Source organism: Stenotrophomonas sp. STEN018, from assembly GCF_056760235.1.
In genome coordinates this window covers 37,220-52,872 of record NZ_JBRREK010000016.1, presented here as the reverse complement: position 1 = coordinate 52,872, position 15,653 = coordinate 37,220, and the positions used below count along the sequence as shown (strand labels likewise).

Below are 15,653 nucleotides of genomic sequence, written 5' to 3'. Positions count from 1 at the left end.
ATCAACTCCCGCACCGGAACCGGCTGACATCGCCGTCCAGAAAGGGATGACGCAGATTCGCCGCCTGCAGGGGCAACTGCGCACCATGGCCCTCCAGGTCCAACGTGGCGACATATCGCAGATCCGACTCGGCACGCAGCTGCGATGCCTGCAATGCGCGGATGAACGCCCAGTCCCCCAGATAGACAACGCCGCCCAAGCGCTTGCCGGCGGCATCGAAAGCGGTGAACGAGACGCGTCCCGGGGTTGGCCCCGGCCATCTCATCGGCATGCTTGGCGGGGCACCTTCGCGGTAGTCGTAATGCTGGCCATCAATGTCGATGTCCAACCGCGATACACCCTCACCGAGCTCCGGTGCCAGCAAGGTGAACCCCACCTCGGGCAGATTGCCGTCGCGGAAGTACTTGCGCTTGATCACATCGGCCAGTTGCATGTGTGTTGGCAGTGCTGGATCACTCGCGGCCGCGTTGGCTGCGTCCTTCCACTGCCAGCGCGCGCCACTGGTATCGAGCAATCCCGCCAGGGTTTCGCGGTACAGCGTGTCGAAGCGCCCTCCATGGCCGAACAACTCCCCAAAATTCTGCACAGGAATCTCGGCAACGGCGCCTGGGTCGAACGGGTAGCGGCCATCGACGAACTGTCTGCACACCTGTGCTATCGACTGCGCCACTTTGGCATCCACCTGCGCCTGGGCCTGACGATTGAGCTGCACCGAGCTTTCACCGGTCAGCCCAAGCAACCAGCCCGATACCGGTGGCGGCAACTGCGCGGCCTGCTGCCGGGCCAACAGCAGCGCTTCCGCAGGAGTGCCGGTGCTGGTCCCAGCCGGAGCCAGCAGGTCCTGACCCAGCCGTTGGAAGGTGGCCAGCACCTGGTCCAACGGCGTCGCGCCGGCAGCCCCGGCGCATAGCTGGGCCAGGGCGGCAAAGTGCTCGCTGATCGCAGCACCCGGCTCGACCGGGGCCGCACCACTGCCCTTGCTCGCAAGTGCCGCTTTCAAGGCGGCACCGCCCGGCACAGCGCCTGTCGCTTGCGCTGCAGCCTTTCCTGCCGCGGCTGCGGCTTTCCCCGCCGCAGCATCTGCGGCCTTCTCTGCCGCACTCTGCACCGGTGCACGCATCATGTTCTGGGTGTGCTCGCCCACCAGCACCAACAACAGACGCAATGGCGAGCTGGGGCCGGCAACCTTGGCCAGCGTCGATGAGGCGCCGTCGCTACCGCTGTCACTGACCAATTGCAGGTCGCCGAGCAGGCCATTCCAGGCACGTATGTAGTCCTGCTCATAGAGACGCAACACCTCGCCAGCCAGGCGCGCGCGCGTCAGCTCATCCATCGGCTGACTTCCAATGACCCAGTCATCGGCAACAAACTGCGCAACCGATTCATCAATCCCCGTCGTCGCCAGCTCGGCAAATACCGGCTGCGTATACAACGCTGGCCAGGGCGCGGATAGTGCCACGCCACTGCGGCGACGGAACGCATCAGCCAGCAGGCCCAAGGCACGATCAAGCCGCAACGACGGCCGCGGTTGTGCCTGCGCGGAGAGCTTGAGGTTGCTGTATACCAGCGTGGCAAGGTTGGCTGAGCGCAAGGTATTGCGTGCCTGTTCCACCAGCAGCGGTTCTGGCGTGATGACCCGCAGCCGACCAGGCTGCTCGAGCAGCATCGCCACCTGTGCATCCAGCGCTTTCACCAGCACAGGATCGTCCTCGAACAAGCGCTGTGCATCCAAGCCCGCAAGTGTGCGCAACTCCGCAGCCTGCATGTGTGCTGGATCACCCAGCATCAAGTAGCCCTTGAGGTAGTAGTACAGCGCCTGCGGTTCGGCTGCGGACTTCTGCAGGCCGCGCCGCAACTGTGTCGCCAGCCCAGGTATCAGCAGGGCATTCATCTCACGTGCTTGCGCCTGCTGCAGCTCCTCGCCGATGGCTTCACGCTGATACAGCCCCCAGCTCTGCGACCACGGCTTGTCGGCCGGAGCACGCGCCACTTTGGCTACCGAGTCCACTGCCTGCAGGCGCTGCAGCGTACGCTCGTAGTAACCGCGCAGATCCTTGGCGGCGGAAGGATCTGCAACCTGCGGGCGGTCGTCCATTGCCCGTTGCACCTGCGCAAGATAGTCACGGTTACCGCTATAGCTGGCTAACATCCCGAAGCTGCACACCGCGGCCACCAGCAGCGCCGCAATGCACCCTGCCGCGTGCAGCACGGTGCGCCGTCGCTCCCGTTGTGGACTGAAACCGGCCAGACCAGATTCGCGTAGTACCACCGAGCGCAGCAGCTGTTCGATGAAGAACGTCCTGGGTTGCGCGTTGGGCTCAGGAGCACGCTGCGCATCCAGACCAAACGTGCGGGCCACGGCACCCAGCATCCGATCTATCGGCGTTCCCTCCTGGGTACCCGAGGTCAGATAAACGCCGCGCAACATCGGTGCAGGTGCCAGCGCCTGACCACTGAAGGCCGCTTCGATGAACTGCCGCGCCACATCACCGATGGTGGCGAACTGCTGCGGGAATGCCAGCATCGCCGCCCGCCGGCTACCATCGCGCTCATCGTGCAGGCGTTGCAGCAGGCGCGCGTTGAGCCGGTCCAGCAGGCGTGCGAACGCCTCGGAGAACGCCAGCGCTGCGCTACCGTCAATCGATTTCTGCAGCGGGAACGAAGTGCCCCAGACCTGTGCCCGCTGCTGCGGGCTCAGATCGTCGAAAAATTCGCTGAAGCCGGCAAGCAGGTCACACTTGGTCACCACCAGATACACCGGCACCTGCAGATGCAGCTGCTGATGCAGCTCATCCAGACGTCGCCGGATCGCCTGCGCATGCAATTGACGCTCGCCCGGGTCCAGCGTGAGCAGATCCGACAGGCTCATCGTGACAACCACACCGTTGAGCGGCTGACGCGGACGGTGCCGGCGCAACAGGCGCAGGAAATCCTGCCATCCACTTGCGTCTACCGCGCGGTCCGAATCATGCGTGGTGTAGCGCCCTGCGGTATCCAGGAACACCGCCTCATCGGTAAACCACCAATCGCACTGGCGGGTGCCGCCAACGCCGCGTACCGATTCATTGCCAAAGCGGGCTTCCAATGGAAAGCGCAGGCCAGAGTGCTGCAACAGCGTGGTCTTGCCCGAGCCCGGCGGGCCGATCACCGCATACCACGGCAGGGCGTACAGATTGCGGCTGCCCGGACGCCGACGCAGCAACTGCATGGCCTCGTGAAACCGGCTCTCCAGTTGGCGCCTTTCGCCCGCGCTGCGCTGCGCCACATCATCACCGTCACCCAGCGCGGTAGCCATGCGACTGGCACGGCGTCGCTGCAACCAGCTGCGTACTGCCCACGTCGCCAACGCCAGCACCGCGAGCACCGCCAGGAACAACAGGCGCGCCCAGGCCCCGGCCAGCGGCTGGCGCCCAGCCAGCCCGAGATAGGGACCGCCAAACCAGACCAGCGCGGCCAGCAGGATCACCCCAAGCAGGATCACCCAGCCACCACGACGCAGTTTTTCCAACACCACAGCCATCATCAATCTCCCGGCTGGTAGAGAATTTCCACGCGGCGATTGCGCGCGCGGTTTTCCGCCGACTGCGTCGGTCGTGCCAGCGGTTGCGAGTCACCTGCGCCGGTGAACTCCACCCGTGCGGGATCGCGCAAACCACGCCCCAGCGCGCGTGCGACTGCCTGCGCACGCGCTGCCGACAACGCGAAGTTGTCTTTGTAGGTCAACGAACGTACGGGCTGATCGTCGGTGTGACCGACGATGACCACCCGTCCCGGCAGCAGATCCAGAGCCGCCGCGACCTTGCCCAACAAGGGCTGCTGCGTCGGGTCCACTTCGACACCACCAGAGGCGAACATCGCACTGCCGTTAATGCGCACCCGCGCATTACCATCGGGCTGATCCTCCACGGTCAACAGCCCGGCACGCTGCTCGGGTGCCAACAGCTCACCCAAGCGCAACCTCGGGGCCGGTCGCGCATCATCGGGTACCCGCCCGTTCTGCAATCCAATCGTCGCCACCTGCGCGCTGATCGGCGCGGAGAGGTCGTTGAGCCTGGTGTGCAACCACAGGAACACGCCGAGAACCAGACAGGCAGCGGCAATGCTCACCACCCACAGCGGCAGCCATCGCCATAACCGCGAGCGCCTGTCTTCGATGCCCTGCCACTGCGGGGACAGCCCGTCCGGCGCGGTCCCGCGCTGGCTGCGGATGCTGCGATACAGATCGTCCTGGATGGATGACAGCCGCATCGCCCCGTCCGGTTCAATCTGGTAGCGCCCTGCAAAGCCCATTGCCAGGCACAGGTACAGCAGCTCCAGCAACTCGATGTGCCGCGGCACGTCCTCGCGCAGATGGTCAAGGATGGCGAAAAACTTGGAGCCGCCATAGGACTCGCCGTGGAATGTCACCAGCAGGGTGCGCTGCGCCCAACCACTGCGTTCACCCCAGGGGGCGTTCAACACCGCTTCGTCCAGCGCCGCGCACAGCACATAGCGCGCGGTCATCACCGACTCCGGACTGCAGCGCGCTTCGCGCACACGCGCCTCGAACTTGCGTATCTGTGCTTCTGCCTGCTCACGCAAGCGCATCACATCCGGCGCGTAGGTGCTGCGGCGCAACTGCTCGGCCAGCAGCAACAAGGGGGTGGCTGCCTGCGTCAACGGGTTGAGACTGCCGTTGACGAAGTCACCGATCCCGGTCTGGGTCGCATCGTTGTCAGCAGCAACCGACTGCACGGGGCTCTTCCAATCACGTGCATTCATCGCCCTACCCCCTGATCGCCCAGAGTTGCAGCGTTATGCCCGGGAACTCGTTGCCCAGATGGAACGCAAGACCGCCGGCGCCTTGCAACGCACGCCACATCGGTGTCTGTTTGTCGAATTCAAAATAGACATGGCCGGCGTGGTACGGGATCTGCCGTGGCGCCACGGCCATCGGGGCCAGGGCTATACCCGGCAGCTGCAGGTTGACCAGGTCGCGAATCTGTTCAACCGGGCCGATCTTGGCCATCGCCGGCAACCGCCGGCGCAGGTCATCGGCAGGCAGGTCCGCCTTGGCGGCCAGCACGAACTGAGCACCGTCAAGCAAACCCGGGTCCGGAATCACCGCCACCCATACACCAAATTTGCGCGCCTGCACCGGTATCGCCAGTGCGGTCTGCTCAAGCACCGCACTGAGGCTGGCGCGCAGCGCGGCAATCAACGGCTCAAAGCTCTCACGTTGGGCATCGTGCAGATAGGGAGCAAATGCTGGCGGACGCTTGCCCGGCGCAGTGAACGTGGCCAGTTCCCCAGCCAGTGCCAGCAGCTCGGTGTACAGGGCTTCCGGGTGCAGACGGGGAACTGCGGCCCAATAGGCCAGACGTGGCTGCCAGCGGTTGACCAGCTGCAGCATCAGGAAGTCGGCGATCTCCGCTGCGCCACCACGGTCGCTGACCGCCACCCGCGCAGCCAAGGCTTCACCGCGCTGGTGCAGCAAACCGAGCAGCTCGACCAGAAACGTAGCCAGCCTTGGCGCGGCTTCGCAGGCAGTAACGCTGGCGATGAATCCGTCATCCAACTGAGCACGTCGGTCGGCTCGCACCTCCACCAGTTGCGCAAGCGGTATCCGCGCCAGACCTTCCAACGGCTGCGAGGCCAATGCCAGCCGCGTGCTGAGCCCGGCGACTTCCATCAACACGCGCTCATCGACGCTGCCGGAATTGTCCAGTGCTTCCAGCTCTCTTACGCCATAGCGATAAAGCTGGTCCTGCGGCGATTCGGGCCGGCCGATATCCGGTTGCGCGGGTTGTCGCAGCGGCAGCGTCAGATAGATGGTCTGGTCACGCGCATTGAGGTCCAGCTCCAGCGGCGGCGGCAATGGATCGTCACCGGGCATCGCGAACGGCGTGCCGTCGGCAAACACGCCGCGTGCGCGACGCACGCCCAGCTTGCCCACCGCCAGCAGGTCGGTTTCCAGCTCCAACTCGCTGAAGCCCCAGCCATGGGCCTGCAACGGCGTCGTGCGCAACTCGACGTAACGCTCGATGTAGCGTTCCTGCTGCTGTAGATGCTGGGGGCGAAGGAACAAACCTTCACTCCAGACGACCTTGTTGCTGTATGCCATCGGCTCTGCTCGCAGGTTGCGGTGTGCAGGCCCTTGCTACACCGGTCAGAAATCGTGAACCGGACATTCCCGCCGGCCCGTTCTCACCGTCAAGCGCGGTACGCGCGAGCGATGATGGGTTGCGGCGATTCTGGCTACTGAGGTGGGGCAGCAGCCCGTCATTTCGTCTCAGACCTGCGTGAGCTTTTGTAGCGTGCCAGCTGCGTTTCGTAAGCGCGGGCGAAATCCTCGCCAAACAAACGACGGAAACAATCATCTGGATCCCGCGACAGCGCCTGATACTGCGCTCGATAGCGCTCCCAGTAGCGGCCTTTGCCACCAAGGCCAAAGCGACGTCCATCGCGGTCCACATCCTGCTCCAGACGATCAGGATCGAAGCTCCGCAGCACCGCGTCATAGCCTGCGCGCATACCCGCCAGCATCGCCATCTGATGGCAACGGATATCGTCAAAGGCGTCTTCAAACGCCGCTGCGCCCGTCAGGAAGGCACCGCCTTCGCCACCGCCGATCTTGTGCAGCGCGTCCTGCGCGGTGGCTGCGAACTTGAGTGGATTGTTCTCCGTACGCTGGATCACCGTCACCGGCAGCCGAAAACTGTTCTTGACCTCGGCGCGCGCACGCAGGACCTCCATCACTCCTTCGGTGACAATGCGCAGGATCCTGTCCTGCTCCATATCACGCCCCACGCTTGGCACGCCGACCGCGTGCGATGCGGCCGGTGGCTTCGCCGTGGCTGACGGGTGATCGTCGCCGGACAAATCCCAGTCCTCAGGCAGCTGCGCGCCCGCGCCGAGCACGCTTGGCGGACGGAAGTGGTCCTGCGAAGAGGCACTGTGATGCCATGCGGACCCGTCACTCTGCGCCGGTACGGGCCGCGGCGCTGGCGCACTTGCCTGCAGCAGCTGCAACGGGTCCAGTTCAAGCGGCGCCCCCAGCACCATCATCAGGTCGACATGATCACGGCCGGCCCCAGCTGATGGACCCGGTGCTGCCGGCGACGCCACCATCGCCGGCGGCTCCTGGCTTGCGCCGATGCCCTGCCACAAATGGTCGAACGGATCCTCCACCGGGCCGGTTGCGACGGGTGCCCTCGTAGCAGGACTGAAAGCCACCTGGGTCAGGTCCGGGTTGTACTCGTCGCTGGCAAGCGGCAGAGGACCAGGCGCGCCGATGGTCTGCAGACGAACTTCGATTTCGAAACTATCCACCTGCAGCCGGTCCGTATCCCCCAGCATCGCCGGCTCGCCACGCGTCAGGTTGGCGCCGTTGAGCAGCATGCCATTGGTGCTGCGGTCCTCGATGAAGTACATCCCATTGAGATAGCGCACCATCGCGTGCACCCGCGACACGCCGGATGCCGGTAGCACCCAGTCACAGTCCTCGGCACGGCCGATGCTCCCGCCCTGCTGGATGAAAGTCTTCTGCGCGGAGCTGCCAAATTGGGAGGCGTGACGACCGCTGACGGTAAGGATCAGGTTCTGCTGGGAAGACACGTAGGTAGTACTCCAGGTGAAACAGGTTGTGTAGGCAGGTGCTGTGACTACAGAGTCATCCGGCCATGCCATCGAGCACGGCCAGCGCCTGTCGAACATAGCCTGCACGGCGCTCGTGGAAATTCGCTGTGTCGATTGCCGCCAACAGGTTCAGCGCAGCCACCACGGCGCGCGCAGTGAGATGCTCCGGGGGCACCACCACCTGCTGACCGACAGGCGCCAAACTGCCCTCGGCCCAGCCCGCGCTTGCCGCAAACCACGCACCCACACTCCCATAGCCACCTGCGTTGGCATACTCGAACGCTGCACGACGGTGCTGTTCAGTAGGCTCACGCAACCAACGCTCCGCCAACGCCGCGCCCGCACGGGCCTCTGGCTCCAACGCCTGCCCGCGCGCGCATTGACACAGCCAAGCGACCACGTAGCGTTTTGGCATTACCCGCGCGGCCAACTGCAGTGCGGCCTGATCATGCCCAGCCTCGAACAGCGCGCGGACCGCGCCCGGCGCAGTCATCCCACTCTTGAGCAACGCGCGCGCCGCTGGATCGATCTGCATTTGGTCGCATGCGTCGGCAAAGACCATGGTTTGGCTGGCATCCATGCAGGTCACCCGATCAGGATCAGCGGCGCGGCCATTTTGGCCAGCGCATCAGCAGACAGGTTCAGCATCGGCGCCTTGACCTCGGCCTGGGCACCGGCCTGCACCTGCAGCATCGCATCGGAGTGCATCTTCAGGCTTGCCCCGGCACCGATGTCCATGGTCGCCCCGGCCTTGATGTTGACCTGTACCTTGCCCTCGACGTTGACCGCCTGCGACCCCTCGATCACGATCTTGACCCCCTTGATGGTGATCTCACCGGAGCTTTTCATCACGATGCTGGATGCACCCGTGACCAGCTCGATCTCCGAGCCTGCATCGAGCTTCAATTTCTTCTGCACCGTGGTGGTTGCATTCGCACCAACGGTGAGCTGCTCCTCGTTGTCAACCTCGATCCTGCGATCGTGCTTTACCTTGCCGAGCTGATCGTTGTCGATTGTGTAGCGCTGATCATTGCGCACGTCCAACTGCTGGTCGTGCTCGATCAACAGCAGCTGATCGTTCTCAACCTCGACATGCATGTCTTTCTGCGCGTGCAACAAGAAGTCCTCGCTGCCCTTGCGATCCTCAAAACAGATCTCATTGCAGTCGGCGGCACCGCCATCTGGATGGCTGCGGCTGCGTATGCCGCTACGGGTGCGCTGCTCGGGCAGCGGGTACGGCGGCATGTGGTCGGCATTGAAAACGCTGCCAACGATCAGCGGCCTATCCGGATCACCGTCCAGGAAGGCAACAAGCACCTCCTGCCCCACCCGCGGAATTGCCTGTATGCCCCATCCTTTGCCAGCCCACGCAGAGGCAACACGCACCGGGCAGGATACCTGCGCATGCTGCCGGCCGGGCTTGCTCCAATGGAAGTTCACCTGTACGCGGCCATTCTTGTCGACGGCGATGTCTTCCTCGCTCTCGCCGGCAACCACCGCGCTCTGCACTCCAGCGATGCGCGGGCGCGGCGTAGCGATGGCCGAGCGGTAGGGCAGTTTTCCCGGCAACGCCTGGAATTCGCAGGATACCGTTACCCCTCCACCCGCGGCCTCACCTTCCTCGAGCACGGTCTGCGCGGAGGTCACCAGGTACTCCTGGTTCCAGTCCGCCTGCGGCCCATGTTCCAGCTTGAACAGCTGGCCGACGCCCAGGCCCCATGCATTGGTGTGGCCCTGGAAGCAGGAACGCTCGACGTTATGTGCCTCTGCCCGCACCTGCGCGTAGCGCCGCCCATCTGCTTGCACTGGATGTGCACCGTGCCACTGGTAGCCTTCCAGCCCGCCAACGCCATGCAGCCCCTCCCCGCCGAGGCGCTCGTCACCCAGCAGGCTTGCGCGTGGCTTGAGTGGGTCGTACTCATCGAGTTGATAGCGCGTTGGATGCACCTGCAGACGGTGACGCCAATTGCTCACCGCAGCCTGGTGTCCGCCCGTCGCCGCGGCTGCGCTCTGCCACTGCATGACCTCGAACGGTGCCAACCGCCCGTGGCCACCAATGCCGTCGGCCAGCACCAGCGTATGCTTGCCATGCGCGTTCTCGAAGTAGTAATAGATGCCCTCCTGCTCAAGCAGGCGCGACACGAAATCCCAGCCACTTTCGTTGTACTGCACGCAGTACTCGCGCGGTGGGTAGGTCCCCGACAGGCTCATCCGCACGTCGCTATAGCCGATCTCGGACAGGTACTTGCGGGCGATGTCCGGCACACTCATGTCGACATGGATACGGCAATCCTGGCGCCTGCTCAGCAACCAGAGCTTTGGCACCACCGCGAACGACAACCGCACATTGACCAGGCCATCGATTACCACCCCATCGAGCTGCTCGACCGCGGCGATGATGCCGTGAAAGTGACGCTGCTTGCCGTCAACATCCAACGACACTGTCATCGGTGTGCCCAACAGTGCTGGTAGATCAGGACTGGCGTTGCCGCACAGCCCTTCGATCTCGTACCTGAAGGGCTGGCCCAAGGCCTCGCTGGCCTGCAGCCGCACGAACCGGAGCTGCTCGCCGAGCTCAGAATGCAGGGAGATCGTGCGTGCCATCATCAATCCGTAACTCAAGGAAATTGCCGAAGTCCGACGTCACGTCCGAACTAGTGCCGCTGACTGGCCCGGCGATGCTCACATGACGCAGCACGTGGCGACCGACAATTTGTCTCAATGCCCGGCATGGATTGCAGCCGAGGACGAACTTGATGCCACCGGCACCGCCAACGCCATGACCGCTGCTGCGCGTACAGATCGCAGTGAAGCATTCAATGTCGTCGGGTCCTGGGCGACTACCGGATCGAGGTAGCGCGACCGGATCAGGGCCATACCGTCATGATCGCCCATGCGCTGCAACACCAGATACAAGCGCGACGCGCTTTCCGTGGTGTGCGCATCCAATACTCCTCGCCGGGCATCACGCATCCGCAACGCGGTTCGATGCGCCGCAATCGAAGCGGCCAGGTTCCCGGCGTGGTCTTCAATTCGACCCAGCACATCCCAGGTGGCCGATATCAACGCATGGTCCGGCGTGACCTTGCGGTAGCCATCAAGCGCCACCAACGCCGCCTTGCGGGCTTCCGCATGGCGATCCGTGTTTGCCAGCATGCTGGCCAATCCGCCCTGGCTGAACAGAGTATCGGGGTGCAATTCCCCCAATACGCGCCTGCGGGTCGCAAGCAGCTCGCGCTGCATGGCGATAGCCTGGTCCAATTTGGCAGGAGCACTCTGCTTGGCCAGCAATCGAATCATGTCGGCCTTGCTGCGCAAGGTGTCAGGATGTGCAGCCCCTAACACCCGCTGGCGCCGCTGCAGCAGATCGGTCATGAACACTTCGGCCGCTGCCCACGCATGTGCGTCCTGCGCCAGCCGGACCCGATTGGCACCTTCCAACGCCAACGCCTGCAAGGTTTCCGGGTGATCCACACCCAACGTGCCCTGGCGAATGCCAGCCACTTCCGATGCCAACGCCAATGAGCGCTCATACTCCCCCGCACTGTTGAGCAGGTCAGCCATCATCAAGCTGGCAGACAGTGTCCTCGGCGCACTGCTCCCATAACGGGAACGAAGCATTGGCAACAACGCCTGCATCCGCTCCAGCGCCTGCTCACGCCGCGACATCCTGGTCAACGTACCGACGATGTCCACCCCCAATTCCATCATGCCTGCGCCCAGCGGACCGGACCGCTGCGTCCAGTCCCGCTCCAGCTTCAACTGCAGCGCCAGTGCTTCTGGCTGTCGCCCCTGTGCCAGCAGCACGCGCGCCTGCAGCGCACCGGCACGCAACCAGAGCGGGTCGGTGTCGGGCACGTTCGCAGCCGCGCCGTGCGTGCCCAGCAGAAGCTGGTGCGCAGCATCGAAACTGCCTTCCCGGTACAAGGCATCTGCAAGATCCACTGTGGCGTCCAGCATCCGCTCAGCGGGCTGCTGCTGAACTCGCAGGTCCTGCAACACAAGCTGCAACTCATGCACCGCCCCTGGGTAACGCCCGATCGAGGCCAGAACCCCGGCCAGTGATTGCCGCAACTCAGTCGCAAGCACCGGGTCATCCTTGAAGTCCACCTGCAAGCGCTGCAAGGCATGCGCCACCACATAACGCTCAAGCAGGTCACGCGCAACTTCTGGCGGTGCGCGTGCGCCAGCACGCTCCATCGCATGGCCCATGGCATCCACATCAACGCTCTGCAACATCTCTTGTTGAAACGCCACCGTGCGCTCCAACTGCAATCGACGCTGTGCGGCAACCTGCTGCTGCGCATGCGCCTGCGACAGGGCCCATAGCGACGCCAGCAGCGCAACCCCTACGCATACCAGAACCAGCGATACCGTCGCCACGGGCAGGCGGTGGCGGCGCAGGAACTGACGCGCCACCAACCACGGCGAAGCAGCCGCTCCCAAGGGCAACTTTTGCCGTTGCCAACGCTCAAGGTCCGCCATCAGATTGGACACCGCCTCATAGCGACGGCCGCGCTCAGGATCGGTGGCCTTGCGCACGATGGCATCCAATCCGTCCACCAATGCACGCCGTAACCGGCGCGGCGTGGAACGGCAGTCCAAGGCAAAACGGGCTTGCGCCTCACCCGGCAACGACGACAGTACCTGCAATGGCGACAGCACCGTACTGGCCAGGGCACTCGGCACCTGACCACACAGCAATTGATGCAGCAGCACCCCCAGCGAGTACACATCGCTGCGTACATCAATGCCGCCATCCCTGCCAGCCTGCTCAGGACTCATGTAGCCCGGCGTCCCTGCAGCGAATTCCCCCGGCGCATCCACCAGGCCATCGATGGCGATGCCGAAGTCGATGATCTTCGGTTGCGCGCGGCCGTCCACATCCCCCACCAGCACATTGCGCGGCTTCAGGTCACGATGGATCACACCTTTCTGGTGCGCGTGTTGCACACCTTCGCAGACCTGCATGAGCAGCTGCACACGCTGCTCCAGGCTCGCCCTGCGTCCGCTGCACCAGCTGTCGATGGCCTCGCCATCGATGTATTCCATGACCAGATAGGGACGCTCGTCTTCGTGCAGACCCGCGTCGTAGATCTGAGCAATGGCAGGATGATGCATCTGCGCCTGCATCCGGCACTCAAACTCGAAGAATGCGCGTTGCCGCTCGTCCAGCCACGGATTTGCCACCAGTTTTATCGCCACCCGCTGCTGATAGGCTCCATCGGCGCGATGCCCCAGATAGACCCGGCCCATACCACCGGCACCGATCAGGCCGTCGATTGCCCAAGGCCCGAAGCGGGTGCCCGGCTCCAAAGGCGGCGCCATCAAGCTGGCCACCGCCTGCTGCAACGGCCCCCGCAAGCGCAGCGTGGCCTCCGAAGCCACACCGAGCATCGCTTCCAACTCTTGCAGCAGCGGCAGATCATGCCCGGCCTCGCGCTGCGCAAACCCGCCCCATTCTTCCTGTGGCAATGCCGTTGCCCGATGGAAAAGCATTTCCAAACGGTGCCAGCGCTCGGCGCTCAACATCGCGTCAGCCGCGATACCAACCACGTGCGAACGAAACGCAGGTCGCGCTCGATCGTCGGCAATGATATCGCCAGGAGTTCCGCCGCTTCCGCCGCCGTCATACCCACAAGCTCGGTCAGCGCAAAGGCCTGTGCCTTGCGCATATCCAATAGGGACAGATCCTCGAATGCCTCCGCGATGCCGGCCAGGTCCACCGGTGCGAGCGCCGGATCGACCAGCCGCATGGTCAAGGCAATCATCTCGCCACTGCGCTTGGCGCTGGCTTGTGCCCGCGCAAGCCCTATCAGCAACTGCCGCATCTGCAGCGCCGCCAGCGCGTAGAAATGCTCCCGCGACGCGAACTCACTTTCGCGCGAGGACAGCTTCAACCAAGCCTCGCTGACCAGCTCTGTCGCCTGCAGCCCCCCGCACATGCCCCGCGACAGGTTGCGCACCGCGATGCGATGCAACTCGTCGTACACCAGGCGTGCAAGTGCATCGCTGGCCGGCGTATCTCCACCCTGCCAACGCGAAAGCAGACAGGTAATGGAATCCTGTGCCATGGGTGGCGTAGCAGTGTTCACAAGCCCTTATCCCCCGCATCAGTCCCGGCAACGAGCAGGGCATCAGGGTCCCAGGGGCATCGAGCCCTTCTGCCCCCCCCAAAGCCTCATGCGCACAGCCCGCCACTTCTGTGCAGACAGACACTAGCCCGACTGGTAGCCATGGCAATACCCGAGAATAGGTAACAAGCACCACCACGAGGCGACAATTCGTCTCACTACAGAAAAAGCATGAAGGAGCTCACATCGCTACTACGGCCGCGCGGCGGTCCAACATTGGCACAACGCATTCCAACCTGGCCGATCAGCCCAGGTGATAGATCTCGTAAGCACCAGAGGTACCTGCGCCGGCAAGCTTTTTGAATGAAACGGAGATCGTATCGGTCGGCCCGTCGATCTTCCCTGCCTGGAAACAAACAGTTGTCCGCAAAGGCTCAAAAAATAGTTTGATCAGCCCACCAACACGGTGAAGCAGCCGAGCACGATTACCCCGCCGTGCGCGGTACTGTCGCCCATGCGCGCAGCTGGCAAGCCCTTGATGAAAACCTTGGCCGAACCTTTGACGATGGTGTCCGGCGGCCCTACGCAGGTGCACATATCGGTCACCCGTGCTGCCGGCAATTTGCCGATCAGCACGGTGGGCGCACCTGGCGCAAGGATAGGCCCGCCCACATGCGGGATGATGCCCGTCACCATCGGGCAGGCGTGCATGTCGGTCAGTCGGGCTGCGGGTTGCAAGATAAAAATCCTACGTTAAGAAACAAAGGCAACAGCAAAGAACCGGCAGGAGGCGAACAGTCAAAGGCTTCAGGTCAATCCAAAGTGCAGCATCGCGGTGCGCACCGCAAGCAGGTCCATGTCGTTCAGATCAAAAATAGCCTCGCACTTCTGTGCGTCGGCAAAATCCACCATTACGAAATTAGGCATGAAACGCTTGATGACTTGGCCATGCGGAACGATCCCATTGGGTCTAGCACCCACCGGGATGTTCAAATTCATATATGCCCCCATGCCCTGCAGCCAAAGTCTTTTCATGCTATCGCCGAACTGTGGCGGCGGCGGGGTGTAATTCGCCCCCCCAATCCCACCCTGGACGGCCGCACGCATTTGAGCCGGGCTGTTCCAATTATGCTCATCTCTTTCCCGGATGGACTTGAACAAGCCCGTGGTCGTCCAGTACATCATCCCAAATGCTTCCGGGTCGGCACCATTGATTGCGGCGCCCATTATTCTGTTTTGTTTTCTTACGTTATCTGCAAGCTTTTGGTCAAAATCCTTGTTGTCGAGCGAAGTGCCACCCTTCCCGACATACTGCAATCCATCTTCCGTGTCGTTGTATGGCGAAACCGCACCGTCCGAATACAGATTTTTAACCGGCATGATGGATGCAATAGTCGGCCTACCCCTTAAAAGCGCGTTTTCCCGCCCCGTACTCACGCCACCGGCCGCTGACGATGAAGCCAATTCCCTTAGCTTCGCGATTTCCTTATAGCCATCCTTCGTAAATAGAACAGCCACCTTGCCAGCAACATCCGACAGTCTTTTCCTGCTCAGATTGCCGCCGCCGGAGTACATATTCTCAGCAAGCACATCAACGCATTCGTTGGCAATGTCTTTCCAGCCGGAGCACTTGTCAAACTTCAGAAGCAAGAACTCAGAAGGATAGTTCGAAACAAAGCTCTTTGCTTCAGCAAGTATCCTTGAAAGTCCAATACCCTTGGTGCCCGCCACAAGAACACGCCCGACTTTGGTCCCGTGATAGGACGTCAAGCCACCGGTAATCCCCTTCATTATTCGAAGATCAAAAATCCGGATTCCCGCAACCGCCTGGGCATAGATGTTGAGCGCCTGCGTCTTGGCGTTATCACTGCCATTTACAATCGCCGCATCATGCGAGCCCGCAAAAACAAGCGTATTCAAGCGGCGCTCGCTATACCTGTCATAGCTAATCATATATTCACC

The 15,653-nt window shown here is 62.9% G+C and carries 10 protein-coding genes; all 10 read right to left on the bottom strand.

The window, feature by feature from the left end; translation table 11 throughout:
* Position 1 precedes the first annotated feature (1 nt).
* The gene (gene tssM, locus ACVOMB_RS08500) at positions 2-3,526 is read right to left on the bottom strand and encodes a type VI secretion system membrane subunit TssM (protein WP_481530762.1); all 3,525 of its coding nucleotides are present in this window, start codon (positions 3,524-3,526) and stop codon (positions 2-4) included.
* A complete protein-coding gene (icmH, locus tag ACVOMB_RS08495; RefSeq protein WP_481530761.1) occupies positions 3,523-4,761 on the bottom strand; it encodes a type IVB secretion system protein IcmH/DotU in 1,239 nt (412 codons plus the stop codon). Before icmH ends, tssM begins: the two co-directional genes overlap by 4 nt.
* A gap of 4 nt (positions 4,762-4,765) precedes the next feature.
* Entirely contained in the window at positions 4,766-6,103 is a 1,338-nt protein-coding gene (gene tssK, locus ACVOMB_RS08490) for a type VI secretion system baseplate subunit TssK (RefSeq protein ID WP_481530760.1), read from the bottom strand.
* Between the two features lie 158 nt (positions 6,104-6,261).
* Positions 6,262-7,596, bottom strand: coding sequence for a type VI secretion system-associated FHA domain protein TagH (tagH, locus tag ACVOMB_RS08485; RefSeq protein WP_481530759.1), 1,335 nt, complete (start codon positions 7,594-7,596; stop codon positions 6,262-6,264).
* A gap of 55 nt (positions 7,597-7,651) precedes the next feature.
* The gene (locus ACVOMB_RS08480) at positions 7,652-8,197 is read right to left on the bottom strand and encodes a DUF6931 family protein (protein WP_481530758.1); all 546 of its coding nucleotides are present in this window, start codon (positions 8,195-8,197) and stop codon (positions 7,652-7,654) included.
* A 5-nt stretch (positions 8,198-8,202) separates the two neighbouring features.
* Positions 8,203-10,221, bottom strand: coding sequence for a type VI secretion system Vgr family protein (locus ACVOMB_RS08475; protein WP_481530757.1), 2,019 nt, complete (start codon positions 10,219-10,221; stop codon positions 8,203-8,205).
* Between the two features lie 114 nt (positions 10,222-10,335).
* Positions 10,336-13,173, bottom strand: coding sequence for a serine/threonine-protein kinase (locus tag ACVOMB_RS08470; protein WP_481530756.1), 2,838 nt, complete (start codon positions 13,171-13,173; stop codon positions 10,336-10,338).
* The gene (locus ACVOMB_RS08465; protein WP_481530755.1) at positions 13,143-13,691 is read right to left on the bottom strand and encodes an ECF-type sigma factor; all 549 of its coding nucleotides are present in this window, start codon (positions 13,689-13,691) and stop codon (positions 13,143-13,145) included. The genes ACVOMB_RS08470 and ACVOMB_RS08465 overlap by 31 nt, the downstream gene beginning before the upstream one ends.
* Before the next feature lie 450 nt (positions 13,692-14,141).
* Positions 14,142-14,402 carry a PAAR domain-containing protein gene (locus tag ACVOMB_RS08460; protein ID WP_481530781.1) on the bottom strand — a complete coding sequence of 87 codons (261 nt, stop codon included), beginning with the start codon at positions 14,400-14,402 and terminating at the stop codon, positions 14,142-14,144.
* A 96-nt stretch (positions 14,403-14,498) separates the two neighbouring features.
* Positions 14,499-15,644 (bottom strand): PI-PLC domain-containing protein, encoded by a 1,146-nt coding sequence (locus tag ACVOMB_RS08455; protein WP_481530754.1) that lies wholly within the window; start codon positions 15,642-15,644, stop codon positions 14,499-14,501.
* Positions 15,645-15,653 lie beyond the last annotated feature (9 nt).

Excerpts from the sequence above, each read along its gene's own strand:
- icmH (WP_481530761.1), bottom strand. The coding sequence starts at position 4,761 with ATGAATGCACGTGATTGGAAGAGCCCCGTGCAGTCGGTTGCTGCTGAC.
- tssK (WP_481530760.1), bottom strand. The coding sequence starts at position 6,103 with ATGGCATACAGCAACAAGGTCGTCTGGAGTGAAGGTTTGTTCCTTCGC.
- ACVOMB_RS08480 (WP_481530758.1), bottom strand. The coding sequence starts at position 8,197 with ATGGATGCCAGCCAAACCATGGTCTTTGCCGACGCATGCGACCAAATG.
- ACVOMB_RS08475 (WP_481530757.1), bottom strand. The coding sequence starts at position 10,221 with ATGGCACGCACGATCTCCCTGCATTCTGAGCTCGGCGAGCAGCTCCGG.
- ACVOMB_RS08465 (WP_481530755.1), bottom strand. The coding sequence starts at position 13,691 with ATGGCACAGGATTCCATTACCTGTCTGCTTTCGCGTTGGCAGGGTGGA.
- ACVOMB_RS08460 (WP_481530781.1), bottom strand. The coding sequence starts at position 14,402 with ATGCACGCCTGCCCGATGGTGACGGGCATCATCCCGCATGTGGGCGGG.
- ACVOMB_RS08455 (WP_481530754.1), bottom strand. The coding sequence starts at position 15,644 with ATGATTAGCTATGACAGGTATAGCGAGCGCCGCTTGAATACGCTTGTT.